The 21,894-nt window shown below is 65.6% G+C and carries 24 protein-coding genes and 2 pseudogenes; 16 read left to right on the top strand and 10 right to left on the bottom strand.

From position 1 onward, the window contains the following. Positions 1-4: 4 nt before the first annotated feature. The 5 genes from E4K64_RS12345 to E4K64_RS12325 form a co-directional block, all read right to left on the bottom strand. Positions 5-1,177, bottom strand: coding sequence for a DUF305 domain-containing protein (locus E4K64_RS12345; RefSeq protein WP_135163748.1), 1,173 nt, complete (start codon positions 1,175-1,177; stop codon positions 5-7). After that, positions 1,174-1,353, bottom strand: coding sequence for a CsbD family protein (locus E4K64_RS12340; RefSeq protein ID WP_135163747.1), 180 nt, complete (start codon positions 1,351-1,353; stop codon positions 1,174-1,176). The genes E4K64_RS12345 and E4K64_RS12340 overlap by 4 nt, the downstream gene beginning before the upstream one ends. 171 nt (positions 1,354-1,524) lie before the next feature. Further along, on the bottom strand, positions 1,525-3,129 hold the full coding sequence (locus E4K64_RS12335) for an alpha-amylase family glycosyl hydrolase (RefSeq protein WP_135163746.1): 1,605 nt from the start codon (positions 3,127-3,129) through the stop codon (positions 1,525-1,527). After that, complete coding sequence (locus E4K64_RS12330; protein ID WP_135163745.1) at positions 3,110-3,679, bottom strand: hypothetical protein; 570 nt, start codon at positions 3,677-3,679, stop codon at positions 3,110-3,112. Before E4K64_RS12330 ends, E4K64_RS12335 begins: the two co-directional genes overlap by 20 nt. Before the next feature lie 12 nt (positions 3,680-3,691). Then, a complete protein-coding gene (locus E4K64_RS12325) occupies positions 3,692-4,867 on the bottom strand; it encodes a zinc-dependent alcohol dehydrogenase (protein ID WP_135163744.1) in 1,176 nt (391 codons plus the stop codon). Between the two features lie 151 nt (positions 4,868-5,018). Here E4K64_RS12325 and E4K64_RS12320 point away from each other — a divergent pair, with 151 nt between their 5' ends. Continuing rightward, complete coding sequence (locus E4K64_RS12320) at positions 5,019-5,801, top strand: SDR family NAD(P)-dependent oxidoreductase (protein ID WP_135163743.1); 783 nt, start codon at positions 5,019-5,021, stop codon at positions 5,799-5,801. A gap of 457 nt (positions 5,802-6,258) precedes the next feature. Here E4K64_RS12320 and E4K64_RS12315 read toward each other — a convergent pair whose 3' ends face one another. Beyond that, entirely contained in the window at positions 6,259-6,687 is a 429-nt protein-coding gene (locus tag E4K64_RS12315; RefSeq protein WP_135163742.1) for a response regulator, read from the bottom strand. 386 nt (positions 6,688-7,073) lie between these two features. Between E4K64_RS12315 and E4K64_RS41885 the strand changes: the two are divergent. The 5 genes and pseudogenes from E4K64_RS41885 to E4K64_RS12295 form a co-directional block, all read left to right on the top strand. Beyond that, positions 7,074-7,601: pseudogene (locus E4K64_RS41885) on the top strand (chemotaxis protein CheB); the annotation flags it as partial. 138 nt (positions 7,602-7,739) lie between these two features. Then, positions 7,740-9,029, top strand: a pseudogene (locus E4K64_RS12310) (sensor histidine kinase); the annotation flags it as partial. After that, positions 9,029-9,787, top strand: a complete 759-nt coding sequence (locus E4K64_RS12305; protein WP_135163740.1) for a Crp/Fnr family transcriptional regulator — start codon at positions 9,029-9,031, stop codon at positions 9,785-9,787. The pseudogene E4K64_RS12310 and the gene E4K64_RS12305, both read left to right, overlap by 1 nt. A 205-nt stretch (positions 9,788-9,992) precedes the next feature. Next, the gene (locus E4K64_RS12300) at positions 9,993-10,175 is read left to right on the top strand and encodes a hypothetical protein (RefSeq protein WP_135163739.1); all 183 of its coding nucleotides are present in this window, start codon (positions 9,993-9,995) and stop codon (positions 10,173-10,175) included. Positions 10,176-10,325: 150 nt separating this feature from the next. Beyond that, positions 10,326-10,526, top strand: a complete 201-nt coding sequence (locus E4K64_RS12295; protein WP_135163738.1) for a hypothetical protein — start codon at positions 10,326-10,328, stop codon at positions 10,524-10,526. A 184-nt stretch (positions 10,527-10,710) separates the two neighbouring features. Here the strand turns inward: E4K64_RS12295 and E4K64_RS12290 are convergent, their stop codons facing one another. Beyond that, the gene (locus E4K64_RS12290; RefSeq protein ID WP_135163737.1) at positions 10,711-10,995 is read right to left on the bottom strand and encodes a hypothetical protein; all 285 of its coding nucleotides are present in this window, start codon (positions 10,993-10,995) and stop codon (positions 10,711-10,713) included. A gap of 193 nt (positions 10,996-11,188) precedes the next feature. Between E4K64_RS12290 and E4K64_RS12285 the strand changes: the two genes are divergently transcribed. From E4K64_RS12285 to E4K64_RS12265, 5 genes are all read left to right on the top strand, one after another. Next, positions 11,189-11,398 carry a hypothetical protein gene (locus E4K64_RS12285; protein ID WP_135163736.1) on the top strand — a complete coding sequence of 70 codons (210 nt, stop codon included), beginning with the start codon at positions 11,189-11,191 and terminating at the stop codon, positions 11,396-11,398. Continuing rightward, entirely contained in the window at positions 11,398-11,598 is a 201-nt protein-coding gene (locus E4K64_RS12280; protein ID WP_135163735.1) for a hypothetical protein, read from the top strand. Before E4K64_RS12285 ends, E4K64_RS12280 begins: the two co-directional genes overlap by 1 nt. A gap of 62 nt (positions 11,599-11,660) precedes the next feature. Further along, positions 11,661-12,737 carry a flavodoxin family protein gene (locus E4K64_RS12275; protein WP_135163734.1) on the top strand — a complete coding sequence of 359 codons (1,077 nt, stop codon included), beginning with the start codon at positions 11,661-11,663 and terminating at the stop codon, positions 12,735-12,737. Further along, positions 12,734-13,633: an NAD(P)/FAD-dependent oxidoreductase gene (locus E4K64_RS12270; RefSeq protein WP_135163733.1), complete on the top strand. Its 900-nt coding sequence runs from the start codon at positions 12,734-12,736 to the stop codon at positions 13,631-13,633. The genes E4K64_RS12275 and E4K64_RS12270 overlap by 4 nt, the downstream gene beginning before the upstream one ends. Before the next feature lie 60 nt (positions 13,634-13,693). Further along, positions 13,694-13,882: a hypothetical protein gene (locus E4K64_RS12265; RefSeq protein ID WP_126258644.1), complete on the top strand. Its 189-nt coding sequence runs from the start codon at positions 13,694-13,696 to the stop codon at positions 13,880-13,882. A gap of 15 nt (positions 13,883-13,897) precedes the next feature. On the opposite strand, the gene E4K64_RS40265 is transcribed toward E4K64_RS12265, so the two are convergent. Then, entirely contained in the window at positions 13,898-14,155 is a 258-nt protein-coding gene (locus tag E4K64_RS40265; protein WP_167771965.1) for a hypothetical protein, read from the bottom strand. A 285-nt stretch (positions 14,156-14,440) separates the two neighbouring features. Between E4K64_RS40265 and E4K64_RS12255 the strand changes: the two genes are divergently transcribed. After that, positions 14,441-14,815 (top strand): hypothetical protein, encoded by a 375-nt coding sequence (locus tag E4K64_RS12255; protein ID WP_126258643.1) that lies wholly within the window; start codon positions 14,441-14,443, stop codon positions 14,813-14,815. 3 nt (positions 14,816-14,818) lie between these two features. Here E4K64_RS12255 and E4K64_RS12250 read toward each other — a convergent pair whose 3' ends face one another. Together E4K64_RS12250 and E4K64_RS12245 are read right to left on the bottom strand one after the other, a co-directional pair. Beyond that, positions 14,819-16,093 carry a polysaccharide deacetylase family protein gene (locus E4K64_RS12250; RefSeq protein ID WP_135163732.1) on the bottom strand — a complete coding sequence of 425 codons (1,275 nt, stop codon included), beginning with the start codon at positions 16,091-16,093 and terminating at the stop codon, positions 14,819-14,821. A gap of 179 nt (positions 16,094-16,272) precedes the next feature. Then, positions 16,273-17,046 (bottom strand): polysaccharide deacetylase family protein, encoded by a 774-nt coding sequence (locus E4K64_RS12245; RefSeq protein ID WP_167771964.1) that lies wholly within the window; start codon positions 17,044-17,046, stop codon positions 16,273-16,275. Between the two features lie 116 nt (positions 17,047-17,162). Here E4K64_RS12245 and mgtE point away from each other — a divergent pair, with 116 nt between their 5' ends. The 4 genes from mgtE (at position 17,163) to E4K64_RS12225 (ending at position 21,024) form a co-directional block, all read left to right on the top strand. Continuing rightward, on the top strand, positions 17,163-18,584 hold the full coding sequence (gene mgtE, locus E4K64_RS12240; RefSeq protein WP_135163730.1) for a magnesium transporter: 1,422 nt from the start codon (positions 17,163-17,165) through the stop codon (positions 18,582-18,584). Positions 18,585-18,788: 204 nt separating this feature from the next. Further along, entirely contained in the window at positions 18,789-19,100 is a 312-nt protein-coding gene (locus E4K64_RS12235) for a helix-turn-helix domain-containing protein (protein ID WP_167771963.1), read from the top strand. Positions 19,101-19,259: 159 nt separating this feature from the next. Beyond that, the gene (locus E4K64_RS12230) at positions 19,260-20,078 is read left to right on the top strand and encodes an aldo/keto reductase (protein WP_135163728.1); all 819 of its coding nucleotides are present in this window, start codon (positions 19,260-19,262) and stop codon (positions 20,076-20,078) included. A 49-nt stretch (positions 20,079-20,127) separates the two neighbouring features. After that, the gene (locus E4K64_RS12225) at positions 20,128-21,024 is read left to right on the top strand and encodes a hypothetical protein (RefSeq protein WP_135163727.1); all 897 of its coding nucleotides are present in this window, start codon (positions 20,128-20,130) and stop codon (positions 21,022-21,024) included. Positions 21,025-21,894: the final 870 nt, after the last annotated feature.

Below are 21,894 nucleotides of genomic sequence, written 5' to 3'. Positions count from 1 at the left end.
CAGCTCAATTGACGTTGTCGTCGAACATGTTGCGGAACGCGGTGGCGACGGCTGCAACGCCGTCCATGCCGTGCATCAGCGCGATCTCGCCTTGCTGCTCGTGGCGAATGGCATGCGCCATGACGCGCAGGCGCGGATCGCCGCGGCTCTGCCACATCCGGTCGGCCATCCTCACCGCGCCGGCATGATGCCTGCTCATGGCCTGGACGAAGGCCGCATCGAACTGGTCGAGCGATGCGGTCTTGACCGCTCGCATCTCGGCCGGCGTCAAATAGCCCGGCATGGCCGCGCGTTCCTCCGTGCTGCAATCGGGCATCTCCGTGTCGAACCAGCTCAGCCACCAGTTCTCGAAGATCCTGATCTCGCCGGCCTGGCTCGCGACCATCAGCATCGCGAGCTTGCGCAGATGCGGGTCCTGGGCGCGCTCTGCGCCGATCCGCGCCAGCTCGATGCCCTGGGCGTGATGCGCGGTCATGTGACGGATATAGGTTTGGTCGGCATCCCTGTCGCGGCCCATCCACGGCGGCTCGTAGCCGTGGCTGCCGAACAATGCGGTCGCGCCGAGCAGCACGGTCACCGCCACCGCGCCGGTGGCCCAGGCGTTGGTGAAGCGGATGTCGCGCGCCGGCGCATGGCCGCGCCTCCAGCGCAGCCGGGCGAACAGGGGATACATCACGGCGGAAGAGGTATGGACCAGCAGTCCGATCCAGTAGGGCTGTTGCAGCGTGAACAGCGGCTGCCAGAACGGAAACAGCGGAACCAATACGAACCATTCCATGCTCGAGGAGAATGCCGCCCACGGCAGCGCAAGCAGCAGGATCGTTCGCGGCCGCAAGTCCGCGGTCCAGCGCCCGAGCACGCCGAAGAACACCAGCGCCCAGGAAAAGTCCGCCCATTGATGGAAGGCAATCCCGGCGAGGATTGCGCTCCACGACGGCTCGGCACTGAGCGCCCAGTCGCGCGCGGGAATTGCGGCGACCGTCATCCAGTCGACCGCGGCGTCGCGGCCGATGCGGGCGGCGAACAATTGGCTGACCAGGGTCGAGAACGTGCTGCTGATCAGGCCGAGCTCGACGGCGGCGATCCAGCGCGAGCGTCGTTGCCGCGCCAGCCGCGACGCGCCTCCGCCAGCGTACCGTGCCGTATCGGAGAGCGTTGGTCGCGGTTTCGCGTTCACGTCAGCTGCTTGAGCTTCGTCAGTGGATTGAGCTCGCTCGGTTGGTCCTGCTCGTCGCGCCCGCGCTCGGCTTGCGCCTTGCCGTCATCGTGGAGATCCTGGTCGCCGAGGATCTCGCCGACGGCCTGCCTGGTCTTGCCGGCGATCCGTTGCCGAAGACCCTTCGTCTTGCTCATGCGCTGCCTCCCTTTTGCCTGCCTCCCTTGGCCTGCCTCCAAGCTTCATGCCGCCAGCCCCGGCGCCCGAAGGCGGCGAGCGCCGGGGCCGCGGTTCGCGCAGTCCGCCTCCGGCAGGGGGGATGTCGGAGGCGTTGATCAGACGCGCTGATGCGCCGATGGTTCCTGTCGTCACCGCGCCTCGATTGCGATGATCACGCCCTCATTGCCGCGGAGCAGGATCGAGGCGTCCGGCAATGGCTCCGGCGGCCTGTCGAGGTGCGTTGAGATCAGCAGGCGGCCGCGGCCCTGCCAGTGGTATTTCCGCGGCTCGGCAGCGATGTTGAGCGCGATCAGGAATCCGCTTCCGCGATCGGTCCGCTTGTAGGCGAGAACGTCGTTCTGCGAACGCAGCGGCTCGTAAGCCCCCCGGCGCAGGCAAGCATGCTCGCGCCGCAGCGCCATCAACGCACGAAACAGCGCCAGGATCGAGCGCTCGTCGCGCCGCTGCGTGGCGATGTTGGCCGCGCCATCAGGCCGCTCCTGCGGCAGCCATGGCTGGCCGGTCGTGAAGCCGCCGTCGGGACTGTCGTCCCAGCGCATCGGCGCGCGCTCGGGATCGCGGCACAGGCCATAGCCCGGCACCAGCTTCTCGAAGGGATCGCGGACGCGCTCGGACGGAATCGGAACGCGCTTGCGGCCGATCTCGTCGCCCATGAAGAGAAACGGCGTTCCGCGCAAGGTCATCAGCAGCATCGCCAGCACGCGCATCTGGGCCTCGCCGATCCTGCTGGCGACCCGCTGCTTGTCGTGGCCGCCGATCACCCAGACCGGCCAGGCCTGCTCCGGGATCGCGTTGAAATACGCGTCGATGGTCGCCTGCAGCGACAGCGCGTCCCATTGCGAATCGAGCAGCGCGAAATTGAGCGGCAGATGCAGGCGCGGCTTGTCGTTGCCGTAGAAGTGGCCGATACGGTCGGTCTTGCCCTGGACCTCGCCGCAGAGCATGCGCTCGGGATATTCGTCGATCACGCTCCGGATGAACTCGATGCAATCCATCGTCTCCGGCCGGTCGTCGGTAAACACGGGCGTCTGACGCTGCGGCGGCGGCTTGCCCTCGGCGTCGGGTTTGGCGGGATTGTCGCGCATCAGCGCATCCTTGATCAGGACCGCGCTGGCGTCGACGCGAAAGCCGTCGACGCCGCGTTCGAGCCAGAACCGCATGACGTCGGCGATCGCGGCGCGCAGCTGCGGATTGCGCCAGTTCAGGTCGGGCTGCTCGACCAGGAACGAATGATAATAATATTGCCGCCGTGCCTCGCACCATTCCCAGCCGCTGCCGCCGAAACGGCTCAGCCAGTTGTTGGGCGGCCCGCCATTCTCGGCCGCATCCGCCCAGATGTACCAATCGGCCTTGGCGCTGTTGCGCGAGCTCGAGCTTTCGGCGAACCAGGCATGATCATTGGCGGTGTGATTGGGGACGAGGTCGAGGATGAGGCGGACGCCCTTGCCGTGCAGCGCCGCGAGCAGGCGGTCGAAATCCTCGAGGCTGCCGAAGGCGGGGTCGATCGCGCAATAATCGGAGATGTCGTAGCCGAGATCGCGGAACGGGCTCTTGTAGATCGGCGTCAGCCACACCGCGTCGACGCCGAGCCATTTCAGGTAGTCGATACGCGAGATCAGCCCGGCGAGGTCGCCCTTGCCGTCGCCGTTGGAGTCCTGGAAGGAGATCGGTGCGATCTCGTAGATGACGGCGGATTCCCACCACGCAGATTTGTCAGGGGATTCGACGCTCATCACCTTGCTTCACCTCGTTCTGCCCAGCATGCGCTGCGATCTGCCGCGCCGCAGTTCGGATGCTCTCGATGCCTTTGGGGAAACCGCTGCGGTTCGGGTAGAGCTTGCGCCGTGCATCGCGCGGAGGGCGGCGCGGCTTGGTATCCTGCGCGGCCCTGTAGTCGAGCATGGCGATGCCGCCGACCATCAGCAGCGCCAGCGCGATGTTGCCCTTCTTGGGATTATCAGGCGTCAGTCCCGACAGCAGCGCCGCGGCATCGAGGCCGTCGCCGCCGACGCGGGCCCACAGGCCGGCATTCTTGTCCACGGACAGCGACATGATCCCGGCCAGGATCTCGCGGACGCCGAAGGCGCGCACCATCGTCTCATGGCCTTCCATGCCCAGCGTTTCCGTGACGCGCCGCGGCGCGAAAAACTCGACGACGCCGAGGCCAATGCTGAACCAGCCGAGCGCGCGGGCGAGTTGATCCACCGGCTGTTTCAGGCTCGGTCCGCTCTCGAGGATCTTGGGGTCGCCCTTGGTGCGCACGATGTTGGAGAAATGAAACATGGGTCTGCTCCTTCAGGGCTTCAGCACGACCTTGACGCAGGAATCGCGCTTGTCGCGAAACACCTGGTACATCTCCGGTCCTTGTTCGAGCGGGACGGTGTGGGTGATGACGAAGGACGGATCGATCTCACCGTCCTCGATGCGGCGCAGCAGATCGTCGGTCCAGCGGTTGACGTGGGTCTGGCCGGTCCGCATCGTCAGGCCCTTGTTCATGAAGGCGCCCATCGGCAGCATGTCGGACAAGCCGCTGTACACGCCGGCCACCGAGATGATGCCGCCGGGACGGCAGACATAGATCATCTCGCGCAGCACGTGGGGCCGGTCGCTCTCCGCCATCACCATCTGCTTGGCGCGGTCGAGCAGCGTGTCGGGCAGCGATGCCATCACATGCGATTCCATGCCGACGCAATCGATGCATTTTTCCGGGCCCTTGCCGTCGGTCAGCTCCTGGAGCCGTTCTAGGACGCTCTCGGTCTCGAAGTTGATGGTGGTGGCGCCGCCGGCTTCCGCCATGCTGAGGCGCTCGGGCAGGCAGTCGATCGCGATCACCTGGTTGGCGCCGAGCAGGATGGCGCTGCGGATCGCCATCTGTCCGACGGGGCCGCAGCCCCAGATCGCGACCGTGTCGGTCGGCTCGATGTCGCATTGCACCGCGGCCTGCCAGCCGGTTGGGAAGATGTCGCTGAGGAACAGCAATTGCTCGTCGGGAATGCCGGCGGGCACCTTGATGTGGGTGGCGTCGGCATAGGGCACGCGCAGATATTCGGCCTGGCCGCCGGGATAGCCGCCGGTCAGGTGGGTGTAGCCGAACAGGCCGGCGGTGGTGTGTCCGAACACCTTGTCGGCGAGATGGCGCTTGCGGTTGGTGGTCTCACAGACGGAAAAATTGCCGCGCTTGCACTGGTCGCATTCGCCGCAAATGATCGTGAAGGGCACCACGATCCGGTCGCCCTTCTTCAGCTTGCCGTCGACGCCGGAGCCGACCTCGACCACTTCGCCCATGGTCTCGTGGCCCATGATGTCGCCGGGCAGCATGCCGGGAATGAAATTGTGGAACAGGTGCAGGTCGGAGCCGCAGATGGCGCAGCTCGTGACCTTGATGATGGCATCGCGCGAATCCTGGATCTCAGGGTCGGTGACGGTGTCGCAGCGAATATCCTCCTTGCCGTGCCAAACCAGCGCCTTCATCTTTCGTCCTCTCGGCTGAACCAGTTGGCACTTAAGTCCAGGAATGAACGATGGTTGCTAAGCGACGGGCGATTCTTCGCACCGCGCCTGTTTGGAACGAGATGGCGGCGGAGTGATTGGGCGTCATCATCCCATCTCAAGGACATGTGCCATGCCCGCCAATCAACTCGCCGTCGTCACCGGCGCCTCCACCGGCATCGGCCTGGAGCTCGCCAGGTGCTGTGCCAAGGACGGTTTCAACCTCGTCATCGCCGCGGATGAACCCCAGATCGAACGGGTGGCGGTCGATCTGCGCCGGCTCGGCGGCAGCGTGGAGCCGGTCGAGGCCGATCTTGCCACCACCGAAGGCGTCGACAAGCTGTGCGCCGCGGTCGGCGACCGGCCGATCGACGCACTGCTCGCCAATGCCGGGGTCGGCCTCGGCAGGGCCTTCCTCGACCAGGACTTCGCCAGGGTGAAGCACCTGATCGACACCAACATCACCGGCACGCTGTATCTGATCCACCGCGTCGGCAACGAGATGCTCCGCCGCAATGCCGGGCGCATCCTGATCACCGGCTCGATCGCCGGCTTCACGCCGGGCAGCTTCCAGGCCGCCTATAACGCCAGCAAGGCGTTTCTGGACTCGTTCTCGTTTGCGCTGCGTGAGGAGCTGCGTGACAGCGGCGTCACCGTCACCTGCCTGATGCCGGGCGCGACCGACACCGAGTTCTTCCGCCGCGCCGGCATGATGGACACCAGGGTCGGCACCGAGAAGAAGGACGGCGCCTACGACGTTGCCAAGGCCGGTTTCGATGCGATGCTGCGCGGAGAGGCCGACATCGTCACCGGCCTGAAGAACAAGATCCAGACCACGGTCGCCAATGTCACGCCGAACGAGATGCTGGCCAGGCAGCATCGCAAGATGGCCGAGCCCGGCACGGCGAAATCGTGACGTAACGCTCCGCTGCTGTCCGTGGCGGCAGGTACGGCCCTCGGCATTTGACGAAAAAGCGCCGGGGGCCGATTCACATAGCCTAATGCGTTCGGGCCCCGAGCCGGTCAAGCTGCACCCGCCGGATAGGGGCCGGGGCAATGGATCGGATCGAGCAGGCCTTTGTCGCGACCGCAATTACGGGCTTTCTCGTGATGATGGGCGCGCTCGTCTGGATGATGATGAGTTAAAGCATGATCCGGAAAGGTGCGCAGCGCTTTTCCGAAAAGATCATGCTCAAAAATAACCTGGAGCGCGATGACTAGTCTTCCTCATCTCATCGCGCTTTAAGGGGCCGGGAGGCTGTCTTGCGCGTTGCGCTGCCCTACGTCGCGGTTCTCCTGTGCCTGGCGGTCACAACCTGGCTCGCCTTCGCGCGGCTGTTCTGACTGCCAGGCCTTATCCAAGTCTTCAAGTCTTATCCAGGTCTTATCGTGCCCGGGCCTTGTTCGTCCCGGGGATCGGCGATCAGCGCCGCCAGCTTCCGCGCCATCGCCGCAAGATCGATCGGCTTTTCAATCAGCGGCACGTCGTGAAATTCCGGGCCGACGTTGATCCTTTCATATCCCGTGGTGAACACGAACGGCACCTTGCGCGCCCTTAGCTCGCGGGCGATCGGAAAGATCATCTCGTTGTGAATGTTCACGTCCAAAACCGCGGCATCCAGCGTGCTGCCGTCGCGCAGGATCTTGAAAGCGTCCTCGATGTGCCCGGCGGGACCTGCCACCTCGGCCCCCAGCGCCCGGAATGTCTCGCTGATGTCGTCGGCGAGAAAATACTCGTCCTCGACCACGAAAACCCTGCGCCCGGCGAGAGGCGCAGGCTGCCCGGATGATTTACGCAACATCGTTATGATGCCTCAGCCTCCGCTTCGCCCCGTAGGAACATAAAACGGGGCTCCGCCTTGGTTGCAAAACGACGCAATCGAAAACGGGTTCCATGAGCAACCGCGATATCATCGTGATCGGTGGCTCGGCGGGAGCGACCCAGCCGCTGAAGCAGATCCTGAGCCGCCTGCCGCCGGATCTGCCGGCATGGCCGGAGCCCTGAAGGCCGCGCGCCGCCCCAGCCGGCGAGATGCCACGCGGCTCCACCCCAGGGCTGAGAGGAGACGAAACATCAAGGAGGCTCTGTGACCTTGTTGTCTTTGAACTGTTAGGATCCCGCTGATTTCTGCTATTTGCAGGCACCGGGCACCCGTTGGTGCCGGCCAGTGAGAGAGCTACCCGGTCCATGACTGAAGTCGGCGAGCAAGCAGCCGAGGGAGAGCGCCAGACCAAGTCCCCACTTGTCATCGGCGTTGGCGCCTCACCGACCGCGCTGGACAGCATCGAGCGTTTCTTCGCCAAGCTGACCCTGGGCGCCGACCAGGCGATCGTGCTGGCGCTTCAGCACCACGAAGGGTTCGACGAGGCTCGGCTGCGCCAGATCGTGCAAAGCTCAAGCGGCGGCAGGCTGTCCGATCCCGGCCATGGCCATCCGATCGAAGGCGGCACGATCTATCTGTGCCCGCCTGGCACGATCACCACGATCCAGGGCGGGCGTTTCGCGATCCGCAAGGCCGAGCAGGCGCCCGGCGAGCGCGCCACGATCGACAGCTTCCTGGTGTCGCTGGCGGAGGAGCGCGCCGAGAAGTCCATCGGTGTGATCTTGTCCGGCACCGGCGGCGACGGCACGCTGGGCACGGCCACGCTCAAGGACCACGGCGGCCTTGCCATCGCCGAGAAGGTCGCGAGCGAGACATCGGGCCCTTTCAATGCCAACACGCCGGCGGCGATCGCGGACTACGTGCTGCCGCCGGAAGACATTCCCGAGCACATCCAGGTCTATGCCCGCCATTTGCGCCGCCTGGAGGAGAAGCGGGGGTTCGACGAGGTGCCCGCGGCCGCTGCGACCTCGCTGTTCAAGGACGGATCGGCCCCATCGGCCGCGGACGGCAACAGCAAGCCCAACACCGTCATTCGCACCGAGCATGTCGAGCGCCTCGAAAGCGAGCTGCGCGCGACGCGTGAGCGGCTCCAGGCCACCATCGAGGAGCTCGAAAGCACGAACGAGGAGCTGAAATCCTCGAACGAGGAATACCAATCGCTCAACGAAGAGCTTCAGTCCGCCAACGAGGAGCTCGAGACGTCACGCGAAGAGCTGCAATCGGTCAACGAAGAGCTGACGACCGTCAACGGCGAGCTGGCGCACCGCGTCCGGCAATTGACCCGCGCCAGCAGCGACCTCAAGAATTTCCTGGAGAGCACCCAGATCGCGACCGTGTTCCTCGATAACGATCTGCGGGTGATGACCTTCACGCCCGCGATCACGCAGGTCTTGCACCTGGTGGAGACCGATGCGGGCCGTCCCATCTCTCACATCAAGGCGCGCGTTCCGATCGAGGAGCTCTATGACGATGTCCGCCGCGTGCTGCGCACCCTGGCAAGCGCCGAGCGCGAGCTGACCGCGCCTGACGACGGCAAGAGATATATCGCGCGGGTCTTGCCCTACCGCAGCGTCGACGATTTCATCGCGGGCGTCGTCATCACCTTCATCGACGTCACGGCGATGACCCGCGCCGAGGAGCGGCAGCGCCTGCTTCTGGCCGAGCTTCAGCATCGGGTTCGCAATACGCTCGGCGTGGTCCGCTCGATCGCCCGCCGCTCGGCGGAGACGAGCTCCACGGTGGAGGAATATGCTTCGCATCTCGACGGCCGGCTGAATGCTTTCGCCCGGACCCAGGCGCTGGTCACCCGCGATCCCGATGGCGGCGTCGACCTCGAATATCTCGTGGTCGAGGAATTGCTGGCCTATGATGCGCGCGAAGGCGAGCAGATGCGGGTGTCCGGCCCGAAGGTGCGCTTCCAGCCCAAGGCCGCCGAAACGTTCGCTCTTGCCATTCACGAACTTGCGACCAACGCGCTGAAATACGGTGCGCTGAGCCAGCCGTCGGGCCGCATCGAGGTTTCCTGGCGCATTGACGAAAGCACGGCGCCGGCACAATTGATGTTCGAATGGCGGGAGCGTGGAGGGCCTGAGGTGCCGCCGCCACCGCGAAAGGGTTTCGGCACCGAACTTCTCGAGCGTACGCTGGCGTTCGAGTTGAAGGGCCAGACCAAGTTGGCCTTCAATTCGGGGGGGCTGCAATGCACGATCGCGATTCCATTGAGCAAGGGCTCCTTCCACACCCCTTCTGCGGCTGACTGATGCCCTTATCGACCGCCGATCGCAGCCTGTTGGAACCGGCGATTCGCCGGTTGAACGCGCTGAGACCGCTGTCGCCGGAAGCGCGCGCCTCGCTTGAATATGCGATGCTCGAGGGCTTGCAGCGCGCCGGAGCCGGCGAGGACCTGATCTCCGAGGGCGATCCTGTCGACAGCGTTCGCATCGTGCTGTCGGGCTGGCTCTGCCGCTACAAGGCGCTCGAGGACGGCCGGCGCCAGATCGTCAACTTCATCTTTCCCGGCGAGAGCTGCGACGCTCATGCGTTCCTGCTCTCGACCATGGACCATTCCATCGCGACGTTGACCCCGGTCGTCTACGCCGAGATCAAGCGCGCGCGCTTCGACAGCCTGCTGGCCGCCGACCGTTCGCTTGCCGAAGCATTCTTGTGCGAGATGCTCGTCAACAACGCGATCCAGCGCGAATGGGTCATCAATCTCGGCCGTCGCGCCGCGCTCGAGCGCGTCGCGCACCTGTTCTGCGAAATCTTCGAGCGGCTTCGCCCCGTCGGAATGGCGGAGGGCAACAGCTGCGCGATGCCGGTGACGCAGACGGATCTGGCGGACGCCACCGGCCTGTCGGTGGTCCATCTCAATCGCACGCTGCAGGAGTTGCGCGCCTCAGGGCTGATCGTTCTGCGCGACCGTACGCTGGTGATCAGGGATATCGACGCGCTCAAGAGCACGGCCCTGTTCTCGCCGAGCTATCTGCAACTCTATCGGGGCGGCCGAGAGCACGGATGATGGCGCTGATCGGCGGGGAGCGGGCGCCGACGCAGCCGGATTCTCCGTAAGGAAGGAAGTGCGGCTGGCCCGCTCTGAACTGGAACGGCAATTCGCCCAGTCGACGCTCAAGATATAGGGCCTCATCGCGCTCATTTTCAGCCGGTGGCTCAATTTGAGTAACTTGCTTAAATGCGCGCTTCTGCTGGCATGTCAGTATGGCGCCATGCCTGACGCCCTGATATCTCGCGCAGCTCGCGCGATCGATGACAGCCGCACGCTGCGGGAGCAGCGTCGGTTGCTCATGGAGCGTCACGATCAAATCCTCGCCGATCTGCGTTTGGCTGTCATGGAAAGCGCCATGGTCCGCACGGAGATCAGGGCTCACCGCGACAATCAGGACAATTAGCTCTCGGCAGCAGCGTGAGACGGCGGCTTTTTCGCGGAACGCAGGCAACCGCTCCGCTTCGGGAACGTTGTCGGTTCGCCGCGCCGAACCGGCGTGGCGTGACCGAACCGAGAACGCAACGGCGCGCTCCGACGAACAGGGAGGACGTTCATGTTGACGCGGCGCAAATCCAGGCACACGGATCCGCTCGAGGCGCGGTTGGCTGCTGAGGCTGAGCGGCTGCGCGAAGAAGCAGGTTCGCTTCCGCCAGGGGCGGCCCGCGACGAGATGTTGCGCAAGGCACGTCAGGCCGAGACCGGTTCTCAGATGAGCGAATGGCTGCGCTCACCCGGCCTGCAGCCGCCGGACTGAATGACGTCGAGTGTTGCGGCGCGGAAAAGCCGTAGCACGCGCGGGGGTGTGAGGTGCACGCGCCGGGAACGGGTTAGATGTCGGCGCGTACCGATGCGCTGATGTCGTGGGCAGAAACCGGAAAAATGAGCGCCACGTCCATCGTTCCCCGTTGTGTCCGGTTGTCACCCGGCGGTGCCTGTCGTCAACGCCGCTTCGCCGCCTTGGTTCGGCGGTTGTAGGGCGAGCGGTTGGCGGGCCGCAGCGAGATTCCTTCGCGCTGCGCCTTGCTGCGGATGGCCGCGACCGGGCGCTGAAGCTTGATGCTCATCACGCCGGTGGGCGTGTTGCCTTTCGCAAGCTGCTTCAACTTGCTCACGTCCGCGGGCGTCCAGGGCTGCCGCGTGCGTCGCTTGTACGCGGGATTGGCCTTGCGCGGTCCCTTGCGGCCGATCGGTGAGCCCGGCCGCTTCCATGCTGCTTTCGCCATGATGATCCTCCTTCAAGGTCATCCTTGAACATACGAATCAGCATTTCGGTTCCGGCGCAGTGCAAAGCAGCGGTCATAAGCGGGGCGTTCCGCAAAATCACGCAGCGTTAACTTATTGAAATGCTGGAACCGGCTCTCGCGGCGGAAGCTGCGAGGCCGATTTCCTCCATCCGAAATCCGCTGTGAAAGTCCGATGAGCGTCAAACGTAACCGCAGGAAACAGACCCAATCGCTTCAGGAGCGGTTGGCAGCCTTCGCCGAAAGCGCCCGCGAGCGCGCACGCAGCCTGCCACCGGGCAGGGAGCGCGAGATGCTGCTGCAACGCGCCAAGCAGAACGAGATCACCTCGAACCTGACGGACTGGCTGAGCGCACCGGTCTTCCCGAGACGAGGAGCATCCTAGTGGGGAGCCTCAAGCATTACCGCGCCTTCCAGATCGATCCGGACGGGCGGGTGTTCGGATGCGTCAACCTGGTCTGCGACGACGACGAGCAGGCCAAGCGGGAGGCCGCCGCGCTCGTGCTGGTGCATCGCATCGAGCTGTGGCGGCTGGACCGGCGCATCGCGAAGTTCGATGCGCCACCGGATGTGGTTCGTCAGTAGCGTTTCGGGAACCGCGCGCTGCGCGCCGGGTTGGTCGGACAGCCGACTTTGCCGGAGCACGCATGAGGGACGCCGAAATTCGCAAGGGGATGCCGCCCGTCAAGCTGTCGCGCGATGAGTTCGAGCGGCGTTACACGGGGCAGTTCGTCGATCCCGCCTTTGCGCCGCTCGGGCGCGAGCTCGATGCCATCACCGCTGCGGCCTGGGACGCCTACAGCCATTCGCGCAAGGCGCCGCTGACGCGGAAGGCGGGCCCGGGCTTTGCCGATCCCGACTATGACATCGCCGTCGACTGGCTCGATGCGCGCGCGAGAATCCTGGAAGCGCAGCGACGGCACGACGATGCGGACGAGACGCCGCGCATCCTCCTCATCAACGGCTCGGCCCGCAGCGAGCACACCTGTCCCGGCGAGATGTCCAAGACCTGGCGGCTGGTCAAGCTGGCCGAGCCTGTTTTCACCGAGATGGGGTTTGCCGTCGACATCCTCGATCTGTCACGCCTCGCCTCGGAGTTTGGCAAGACGATTCATCCCTGCAAATCCTGCGTCGGCACCGCGATGCCGCTCTGCCACTGGCCGTGCAGCTGCTATCCGAACTATGCGCTGGGGCAGACCCACGACTGGATGAACGAGATCTATCCGCTGTGGGTCGCCGCTCACGGCATCCTGATCGTGACGCCGGTGAACTGGTATCACGTGCCATCAGGCCTCAAGGCGATGATGGACCGCATGGTCTGCGCCGACGGCGGCAATCCCGATCCGACCTCGACGCATGGCAAGAAGGCCGATGAGGCCAAGGCGATGGAGCTGAAGGGCTGGCCGTATCCGCGCCATCTCGCCGGCCGTCATTTCGGCGTCGTCGTTCACGGCGATGCCGTCGGTGCCGAGGGCGTGCGCCGCGCTCTGTCGGACTGGCTGACCGACATGCAGCTGATTTCGGCGGGCCGCTTCGCCGAGCTCGACGGCTATGTTGGCTACATGGAGCCATACGCCACCTCGCATCGCGAACTCGATGAAGACGGAGAATTCCAGCAGGAGGTGCGCAACGCGGCGCATGCGCTCGGCAACGCCGTGCGGCTGGCAAGGAGCGGGCGCCTTCAGGAGCCCGGCGACGGTCTTGCGGATCCGAATCCCAAATGAAGCCGGCGCAGTTCGATTGCCTGATCGTCGGCGGCGGCCCCGCCGGATTGATGGCCGCGATCTATCTGGCCCGCTTCCGCCGCAACGTCTGCGTCGTCGACGCCGGCGCGAGCCGGGCCGCGCTGATCCCGCGCAGCCACAACGTTCCCGGCTTCGTCCACGGGCTGTCAGGCGCGGATCTGATTGCCCGCATGTCGGCGCAGCTGGACGAGCTCGCGGTCACGCGCGCGGAGGCCGAGGTCACCGCGTTGCGGCGGCACCATCATGGTTTTGAGGCGAGCTGGAACGGCGATGCGCACGCCGCCGCCACCGTCATTCTCGCCAGCGGCATCGTCGACACCCATCCGCCGTTCCGGGAGTGGCGTGCTGCGGTCGCGGACGGGGTGCTACGCTATTGTCCGGTCTGCGATGCCTTCGAGGCGACCGGCGGCCGCATCGGAATCGTCGGCCCGCTTCAGCGTGCCGCCGGCAAGGCGCTGTTCCTGCGCGGCTATTCACGTGACGTGACGCTGCTCGCGATCGGACCGGATGACGACCAGAGCGCAACCTCGGAGCTGCTGGATGCCGGCGTCGAGCTCGTGTTCGCGCCCGACCTGCATTTGCAGCGCGCGGGCGGGGGCGTCGCGGCTGTCCTCGCCGACGGCCGGACGCTGCAATTCGACACGGTCTATCCTGCGATGGGGGCCGAGGTGCGTTCGCAGCTCGCGGTGGCGCTGGGCGCCGAACACACGCCCGACCGCTATCTGAAGGTCGACGACCATCAGCGCACCTCGGTCCGCGGGCTGTACGGCATCGGCGACGTCGTCACCGATCTGCACCAGATCTCGGTCGCGTTCGGCCACGCCGCGGTCGCCGCCTGCAACATCCATCATAGCCTGCCGCGGCGGCTTGCGTGAGGGAACGAAGGGCGCGGCTTTGCCTTGAGTGAGAGGAACGCGCGCGAAGGACGAGAGCCCATGCTGGAAGAGAAGCTCAAGGACGCCATCATCGGCGAGCTGCAACGGCAGGCCGCCAACCGGCCGCAAGCGCTGAAGATCGCGGGCGCCCAGGATGCGAAAGGCTCGGAAGAGCTCACCGTCGACGGCAAGATCGATCTCGGCGCGCTGGTCATGGCGATCGCGGGATCGGTTGCGGGCGGGCCTTAGCCTTAAACCGTCGCTTCAGCCGTATTCCTCGCCGATGCCGTATTCCCGGTAGATCTTCAGCGGATCGAGGTCGGGAAACAGGCGGCATTTGGCCTGGGCCAGGTGCAGGCTCACCTCCGCCGGCTCCTTGCCGTTCGAGAGCATCTTGCGGATATCGTCCATATGCGCGTTCGGCTGGTGCTTCGGTTCGAGCTGCTCCAGCGCGACCAGGGCGGTCGCGAGGGCCTCGGTCAGAACCCAGTCGTCGTGGCCGGTGATTCCCTTCTTCGGCATCGGCAGACCCCGGATGTGGCGACTGGACCCAGTCTATCGCGACTTCCGCCAAATCGCCATCGAGCCGTTGCGGTATCATGCGGGGCAGCGCCACCGGGCCATGCTCCGGCTTGCCTTATGTCCGCGTCAGGCTAAAAGGCGGCGGGGTGCGGGGCGGCAGTATCTTTGTTGAAACGAACTTGGCGTAGACGGGCCGCTAAGCATCCAGGCCGGCCGTTCCGGTCCGGGTCCCCGATCCCGAATTTGCAGCACGATTTGGTTGCACTCCTCAAGGTTCGAGCCAGCATGGGCATTCTCAGCTTCGTCTACCGCTTCCTGACCAATTTTGCCTTCATGGCGGTGGTCTATTTCAGCCTGAACTTCATGGAGAAATATCCGAACCGGGCGACACTGGCGATCCTGGTGCTGGTTTACGCCGCCATGCGCGCGGCCTCGACGCTGCGCGCGTTCTACTTCTTCCAGAAGATCGAGAGACTGGAGGCCGAGACGCGGCGCCTTCAAGGCCCGATCAATGACGGCTCCGGAGGAACGAACACGCGCAAGCAGGTCATCACCGACGTTGCCCGGCTGCGGCGCGACGGCGAGCTCAAGTCCTACATGGACCTGTTCTTCCTGGCGCTGATCGTGCTGCTCTGCGTCGCCGCCATCCTGCGGCCGTAAAGCTCAAGCGCGTTTCTTCAGGCTGGCGACGCGGGTCGGGCGCGGCGGAGCGCTCTTGATCTGCGCGGCATGGTTCGGTGCGGCCGGTGCCGCATGCGCGGTGTGCCGAGCCTGGGGCTTGGCGGTCTTGCCCTTTGCGACCTTGCCCCTGGCCGCATGCGGCGTCTCGGCCGCCATGGCCAGCCGCGTCGCGGCACGCCGCGACAATGTCGTCGACAGAAGCACCTCGACCGAGCCTTCCGGGATCGCAAAGAGAGCGCGGCCGGGCACGGGCAGGGTGGATGCGATATCCATCTGCCCCCTGGTCCGGCGCGGCAGCAGCGGCTGATGCTCGGTCCTTGCGTTGAGGTCGGCGAGCGAGGGCGCCGGCAGCGTCCGGCTCTCGGCGAACACGAAGTGCGGCACAGCCGGCCAGCGCGCGATCGGCACCGTTTCGGTCGGCGGATGCAGCAGCCACTCCACTGGATTGGTCGGCGTTGCGGGCCGGTCGGCGGTCGCCGGCACCACATGCACGATGCGATAGCCGCGCGCCTTGAGGTCGCGGATGATCTTCGGCAGTGCCGCCACGGTGCGGGCCTGGATGTCGTGCAGCAGCAGGATGCCCTTGCCCTTGGCTTCCAGTCGCTGGATCGCGAGCTGATAGACGCGGTCGGACGACACATGGCGCCAGTCGTCGGCCGGGAAGTCGGCGCTCCAGATCTGGATGCCGCGCGAGATCAGGTAATTCTCGACGCCTTCGGCGCGCATCAGGCCGGGGATGCGGAAGAACGGGGCGAGCTGCGCCGGGTCCGTCATCGCGGCCGAGGTCCACTCGATGCCGCCGTTGATCTCGGGCTCGAACTTCTCGTTCGGCATCCGGTCGAACGTCAGCGGATGGCTCATGCTGTGGGTGCCGACGGTGTGGCCCGCCGCCACCAGCTTGCGCACACCTTCGGGGTTCGCCTTGGCCTGCTGACCGACGATGAAGAAGGTCGCCTTGATGCACTCGTCGGCCAGGATCTTGAGCACCTGGTAGGAATATTTCGGCAGCGGACCGTCGTCGAAGGTGAGGACGACTTCATGGTCCTTCAGCGGCAGCGTCTCGCGGTACTGCATGGTGCCGATGCGCGGATGTTCGCGCGGATCGACCACGAGGGTGCGGGAGGTCCCGAGCGCGTCCGGATGGCCCGGACAGTCGGCTGCAAGCGCCGGCGATCCGACGGCCGAACACCCAAGGAAACCACCGAGGCAAAGGACGATCCACGATCGCGTCCGCACCACAACGCTACTTCCGATCATGAACCCCGTCTGCCCTCATGCGCGATGGCCGCCATAGTAGGTCGGAGACAGCAGGAAACGGTTCAGGCGCGAAGAACCATTCCCATGGCAAAGTCTCCATCCATTTGCAGGGCGTAGCATGAACAGAGTGTTAATAGGACCCAAATCGCCCCATTTTGCGCCGGCGTGACATTCCGGCATCAGCGCGCATCGACGCTCTTCTGTGACGTGCCCGCCGGGACGACGTGGACCACCCGATAGCCGTTCTCCTTCAGATACCGCAGAAAGGCCGGCATCATTGCGGCCGTCCGCACCTTGTTGTCGTGGAAGAGGATGATGCCCTTGCCGCTCGCCGCCAGGCGGTCGGTGACGAGTTTCAATTCCTGCTCCGGCGTGATCTCCTCCCAGTCGCTGGCCCATAGATCAGCCCCGAACACGACGATGCCGCGCGACTGGAGCAGGTCGAGCTGTGCCTGCGTCGACTCGAAATAGGGAAAGCGGAAGAACGGCGTCGAGGGTGTCGTGGTCGAGGTGCCGTGCAGCGCCATCTCGTCGGCCGCGATGCCGCGGTCGATATCGGCCTTCGACTTGTCGAACGGGATATGCGCCATGAATGGATGCGACCAGCTGTGGTGGCCGACGGTATGGCCCTCGCGGGCGATGCGTTTGACCATGTCGGGATGCTCGGCGGCGTGCTGGCCGATCAGGAAGAAGGTCGCGCGCACGCATTCGTGCGCCAGCGCCGCCAGCACCTTCGAGGTCGTCGGCGGGTTCGGTCCGTCGTCGAAGGTCAGCACGACCTCGCGATCGGCCAGCTGCAGCGTCTGCGGAAAACTCTTCAGGCCCACGCGCGGCGTGGTCCTGGCATCAACGCTCAGCACGCGGGAGGTGCCGAGCGCGTCCTTGCGCGGGCACTCGGCGGCATCCGCCGCGGCGACGCCGGCGAGCGCCGCAACGGCCGCGCCCAGCGACATCGAAGTCCACCTCAGTCGAAGCATCTTTGTCATTGCGCTCGGAGTTGCCTTGTGGGTATTGCCTGAACCATCAGCTCAGACCACTGGTTCCAACCTGTCAACCGGCGAGGCGCGCCATGGATGAAAATATGGACGTTGCCCCGCCCGCTGCCGATTCGGTACTCGACCACGTGCCGATGCGCAATGAAGACGGCGATATCAGGCACGAATTCGTCGAAGAAATTGCCCGGGCGATCGAGGCCGGCGACAGCGCATCGCTGCGCGCCTGCGTCGCCGAGTTGCACGAGGCCGATCTCGGCGATCTGATCGGCGCTCTGGAGCCCGACGACCGTGTCCGCCTGGTCGAGCTCACCGGGCGCGACTTCGACTTCTCCGCGCTGAACGAGGTCGACGAGGCCGTCCGCGAGGAGATCCTGGACGAGCTGCCGCCGGAGACGGTTGCCGAGGGCGTCCGCGAGCTCGAATCCGACGACGCGGTCGAGCTTCTGGAAACCCTCGATGCCGAGGAACAGGAGGAGATCCTCGAGAAGCTGCCGCTCAAGGAGCGCGTCGCGCTCGAGCGCAGCCTGCTGTATCCGGAGAATTCCGCCGGTCGCCGCATGCAGACCGAGTTCATCGCGGTGCCCCAGGATTTCACCGTGGGCCAGGCGATCGACTACATGCGCGAGACGCCGGATCTGCCCGACCGCTTCTACGAGATCTATGTCGTCGACAAGGACCAGCACTGGCAGGGCGCGGTGCCGCTCGACGTGCTGTTGCGCGCGCGCCGGCCGGTGGCGCTGACCGAACTGACCGACGAGGACCGCCGCCGCGTCTCCGTCCTGGAGGACCAGGAAGAGGTGGCGCGCATGTTCGGCAAGTACAATCTCGTCGCCGCGCCCGTGCTCGACACCCAGGACCGCCTGGTCGGCGTCATCACCGTCGACGACGTCGTCGACGTCATCGAGGAGGAGGCGGACGAGGACCTCAAGGCGCTGGGCGGCGTCACCAGCGACGAAGAGCTGTCGGACACCTTCCTGACCATCGCGCGCGGCCGCTTCAACTGGCTGCTGGTCAATCTCGCCACCGCCTTCCTCGCATCCTCCGTGCTCGGCCTGTTCGAGGGGCAGCTCGAGAAGATGGTCGCGCTCGCCGTGCTGGCGCCGATCGTGGCGAGCCAGGGCGGCAATGCCGCGACCCAGACCATGACGGTGGCGGTGCGGGCGCTGGCGACGCGCGAGCTCGGCGCCTCCAATGCCTGGCGGGTGGTGATGCGCGAGGCCCTGGTCGGCCTCGTCAACGGGCTCGCCTTCGCGGTGATCACGGGGATTGCGGCGGTGGCCTGGTTCAAGATTCCGGGCCTTGGCATCGTCATCGGCCTCGCGATCATCTGCAACCTCGTCGCCGGCGCGCTCGGCGGCATCCTGATCCCGATGGCGCTCGAACGTGTCAGGGTCGATCCGGCGGTGGCGTCGGGAACGTTCGTCACCACCGTCACCGACGTCGTCGGCTTCTTCTCCTTCCTCGGCATTGCGACGCTGTGGTTCGGGTTGAGGTAGGTCTCACCCGCCGTCATTCCGGGGCGCGCCACTTGGCGCGAGCCCGGAATCCATTTGTCGACATTCTCCGGTGCACGATGGATTCTCAGGTGCGCAATTGCGCACCATAGCTCGCGCTTCGGGCGCCCCGGAATGACAGCAACCCATCTTTAATCCGAACTTAAGCGACCTGCCGCATCATCGCCCGCGCTTGGGGGACTGGACATGCGGTTGCGGCTGAAGGCGGACGGACGGGTCGTTGAGTTGCGGGACGGACAGGAATTTCCAGTCCAGCCGTCTGCGGTCGAGCCCACGGCCCCAGTCGCGCCTGGCGACACCTCTTCGCTCGCGGTGCGCGATTTGCGCCGCCGCGCCTGCCTGACCCAGATGGAGTTCGCCGCCAAGCTCGGCGTTCCCGTCGAGACCATCCGCAACTGGGAGCAGGGCAAGCGGGCTCCGCGGGGGCCGGCCCGCGCGCTGCTCGCGGTGATTGCGCACGCCCCCGAAACGGTGTTCCAGGCGCTTGCGAAAGCCTGACGTGGCGGCGTGACGGGCCGACCAGCCCTGACGCAACCTCCCGTTAGTCTTGCGCCAAATATCCCGTCGAACTGCCACAGCTTCCGTTGGCAGTGTCCAGGGCCGGGTCCATAATGCCGTCTGATGGCGTTTGGGGCTGCCGCAACGGAAGGAGTCCTCATGCTGTTCGTCGAGGCCAATGGCGCAAAGATCCCGGCAATCGGGCTCGGGACCTGGGAGCTGAGCGGAAGGCTTGCCGCGCGCGTGGTCGAGCAGGCGCTGCGGTTCGGCTATCGCCACATCGACACCGCGCAGGTCTATGACAACGAACGGGAGGTCGGCGACGGCTTGCGCGCCTCGGGCGTGCGGCGCGACGACGTCTTCCTCACCACCAAGGTCTGGACCAACCATTTCGCGCCTCACGATCTCGAGCGCTCGGTCAAGGAGAGCCTGGCGCGCTTGCGGCTTCCCTCCGTCGATCTGTTGCTGCTGCACTGGCCCAATTCGCACGTGCCGCTGGCGGAGACGCTTGGCGCGCTGTCGCATGCGAAGACGATGGGCCTGACCCGCCACATCGGCGTCTCCAATTTCACGGTGGCGCTGATCGAGCAGGCGGTGGCGGCCTCGCCGGAGCCGCTCGTCTGCAACCAGGTCGAATACCATCCCTATCTCGACCAGGCGAAGGTGAGGGCGGCCTGCGACCAGCATGGCCTTGCCCTCGTCGCCTACAGCCCGATCGCCAAGGGGCGCATCAAGACCGACCAGGCGCTGGCCGAGATCGGGCGCGCCCATCACAAGACACCGGCGCAGGTCTGCCTGCGCTGGCTGGTGCAACAGAATGTTGCTGCGATCCCGCGCACCTCGCGCATCGAGCGCCTGTCCGAAAACATCGAGATCTTCGATTTCGAGCTGTCGGACGACGAGATGAGCCGGATCGCCGCGCTCGCCAATCCGAAGGGCCGCCTGACCGACTTTGGCTTCGCCCCGAAATGGGATTGAGGGGAGACCGCGGTATGCTAACAGCAGGGCGGCAATCCAAGATCTGGCGATGGAACTGCGGACAATCATACGGACGGACGTTGCGGCGTCGGCGATCGCCCATCTGACGCTGGTGACGCTGATCATCCTGATCAGCGAAGTCCATCCGTTCCACGCTACGCCGCCCGAGACTGTCACGGTAGACATCGTCACGCCCGAGGAGGTGAAGCAGGAGGAGGCCAAAGCGGAGGAGAAGGTCAAGGAGGAGGTCAAAGACAAGACCCCGGAGCCGCTCCCCGATCTGAAGCTGCCGAAGCTGGATTTCACCGACAAGGACAAGGCGCCCGCGGCGTCGAAGCCTGCGACCCCGCAGCCGGCCGCGCCAACGCCCGAACCGCAACGGCCGGCGCAACAGCAACAGCAACAGCCTTCGCCGAAGCCGCGCGAGGCCAACGCACAGCCGCAGGCCCCGGCGATGCCGCCGCCGCCCCAAACCCCGCCACAGCAACAGGCCGCGCCGCCGCCGGCCTATCAGGCCCCGCAGCCTGACGTCACCGTCAAGTACGGCGTCATGCTGGGGCTGCCGCCTGAATTGCCGCTGCCGCTGCCGAAAGGCGGCGCCAAGGACGATGGCGGCGATGCCACGGACTCGATCGCAGCCAAGCTGCCGGCCGAGATCATCGCCGCGCTTCGCAGCCATTTGCGCAGCTGTGCCAAATTGCCGGCCGGACTTGCACCCACCGACAATGTTCACATCAAGCTGCGCGCGGTGTTCGCGACCGACGGCACGCTGGCGCGCGAGCCGGTCCTGCTCGAAGCCCCGCCGTCGACGAAAGGGGTCGCCCTCGTGAAATCCGCAACGAGCGCGCTTCAGAACTGTCAACCTTACAAGATGCTGCCCGCGGATTTGTACGAGGAATGGAAGGTGCTCGACCTGCCGTTCAGCCCGCGGGATTTGGGGAGCTAGCCCGCAGCGCGTAGCCCGGGTGAGCGCAGCGATACCTGGGAAGATGCCCTGTGTCGGCCACTGTCAATCCCTTCACCCGAAAATATTCCACTTTACCGAAATTCGGAAATGGCGTATGTGTCGGCCATCCCGGCTCACTCAAGAGGGGCGATCTTGCGGTCGTCAATTTCGCGAGCCGGGCTTGCGGTGGACGCGGCAGCGTCGGCACGAGATGGTGCGGGCAGGGCGGGTAGTCCCTGTGAGCCCGAGACCCGCGTGCAGACGAACGGCGCTGTTAGGTTTCGTCTCGCCTGTAAGTTTCCGGCTCCGTCGACAGGGCTGGAAAGACTGCGGCGACATGGCGGGCCGTGCGTACGGCAAAACCGTGTGGTCCTGGCCGTCGTTGCTACGGTCAAGCTGTCCGCGAAGATGCGAGCGAGCCCAACCGGGCAGACTGCATCATCCAATTCGCGGGGGCGAGGGAGGCCAGAAGGAAAGTTCGGCTCCCGGGAGAGCACGGCATAAGCCGTCAGACCACCGCGCAGGGAAGGCCGAGTGATTGGCCACACCTGTATGCTGCTGTGCGGTTCTTCCTGCGTGTGCATTTCGCGCAGCGGACCGCGGGTGCGAGCTGGCACCCGGCCTTCCCTGCGCCCTCTTGGCTTTGAGAGGGTAGCGAGACGTAAGCAAAGCTCGGGCGAACTCAGCCGCGAGAGCGAGAACGTATGCCCGTCGCCACACACGCGGTGTCATCGCCCGGCTTGACCGGGCGATCCAGTATTCCAGAGACGCTCGCGATTGCACCGAGAAGCCGCGGCGTGCTGGATTCCCCGCCTTCGCGGGGAATGACAGCGTCCCTTGGAGAACAGGCTGCCGCCTCACACGCAGCCT

The organism is Bradyrhizobium frederickii (assembly GCF_004570865.1).
Taxonomy (GTDB): domain Bacteria; phylum Pseudomonadota; class Alphaproteobacteria; order Rhizobiales; family Xanthobacteraceae; genus Bradyrhizobium; species Bradyrhizobium frederickii.
Note: the sequence above shows the minus strand (reverse complement) of the source record. Positions and strands in the feature narration are given on the sequence as shown.

Excerpts from the sequence above, each read along its gene's own strand:
- E4K64_RS12290 (WP_135163737.1), bottom strand. The coding sequence starts at position 10,995 with ATGGCGAAAGCAGCATGGAAGCGGCCGGGCTCACCGATCGGCCGCAAG.
- E4K64_RS12250 (WP_135163732.1), bottom strand. The coding sequence starts at position 16,093 with ATGATCGGAAGTAGCGTTGTGGTGCGGACGCGATCGTGGATCGTCCTT.
- E4K64_RS12305 (WP_135163740.1), top strand. The coding sequence starts at position 9,029 with ATGCCCTTATCGACCGCCGATCGCAGCCTGTTGGAACCGGCGATTCGC.
- E4K64_RS12235 (WP_167771963.1), top strand. The coding sequence starts at position 18,789 with ATGCGGTTGCGGCTGAAGGCGGACGGACGGGTCGTTGAGTTGCGGGAC.
- E4K64_RS12245 (WP_167771964.1), bottom strand. The coding sequence starts at position 17,046 with ATGTCGCTGGGCGCGGCCGTTGCGGCGCTCGCCGGCGTCGCCGCGGCG.
- E4K64_RS12295 (WP_135163738.1), top strand. The coding sequence starts at position 10,326 with ATGTTGACGCGGCGCAAATCCAGGCACACGGATCCGCTCGAGGCGCGG.
- E4K64_RS12275 (WP_135163734.1), top strand. The coding sequence starts at position 11,661 with ATGAGGGACGCCGAAATTCGCAAGGGGATGCCGCCCGTCAAGCTGTCG.
- E4K64_RS12340 (WP_135163747.1), bottom strand. The coding sequence starts at position 1,353 with ATGAGCAAGACGAAGGGTCTTCGGCAACGGATCGCCGGCAAGACCAGG.
- E4K64_RS12315 (WP_135163742.1), bottom strand. The coding sequence starts at position 6,687 with ATGTTGCGTAAATCATCCGGGCAGCCTGCGCCTCTCGCCGGGCGCAGG.
- E4K64_RS12330 (WP_135163745.1), bottom strand. The coding sequence starts at position 3,679 with ATGTTTCATTTCTCCAACATCGTGCGCACCAAGGGCGACCCCAAGATC.
- E4K64_RS12300 (WP_135163739.1), top strand. The coding sequence starts at position 9,993 with ATGCCTGACGCCCTGATATCTCGCGCAGCTCGCGCGATCGATGACAGC.
- E4K64_RS12230 (WP_135163728.1), top strand. The coding sequence starts at position 19,260 with ATGCTGTTCGTCGAGGCCAATGGCGCAAAGATCCCGGCAATCGGGCTC.
- E4K64_RS12270 (WP_135163733.1), top strand. The coding sequence starts at position 12,734 with ATGAAGCCGGCGCAGTTCGATTGCCTGATCGTCGGCGGCGGCCCCGCC.
- mgtE (WP_135163730.1), top strand. The coding sequence starts at position 17,163 with ATGGATGAAAATATGGACGTTGCCCCGCCCGCTGCCGATTCGGTACTC.
- E4K64_RS12325 (WP_135163744.1), bottom strand. The coding sequence starts at position 4,867 with ATGAAGGCGCTGGTTTGGCACGGCAAGGAGGATATTCGCTGCGACACC.
- E4K64_RS40265 (WP_167771965.1), bottom strand. The coding sequence starts at position 14,155 with ATGCCGAAGAAGGGAATCACCGGCCACGACGACTGGGTTCTGACCGAG.
- E4K64_RS12255 (WP_126258643.1), top strand. The coding sequence starts at position 14,441 with ATGGGCATTCTCAGCTTCGTCTACCGCTTCCTGACCAATTTTGCCTTC.
- E4K64_RS12225 (WP_135163727.1), top strand. The coding sequence starts at position 20,128 with ATGGAACTGCGGACAATCATACGGACGGACGTTGCGGCGTCGGCGATC.
- E4K64_RS12285 (WP_135163736.1), top strand. The coding sequence starts at position 11,189 with ATGAGCGTCAAACGTAACCGCAGGAAACAGACCCAATCGCTTCAGGAG.
- E4K64_RS12320 (WP_135163743.1), top strand. The coding sequence starts at position 5,019 with ATGCCCGCCAATCAACTCGCCGTCGTCACCGGCGCCTCCACCGGCATC.
- E4K64_RS12335 (WP_135163746.1), bottom strand. The coding sequence starts at position 3,129 with ATGAGCGTCGAATCCCCTGACAAATCTGCGTGGTGGGAATCCGCCGTC.
- E4K64_RS12265 (WP_126258644.1), top strand. The coding sequence starts at position 13,694 with ATGCTGGAAGAGAAGCTCAAGGACGCCATCATCGGCGAGCTGCAACGG.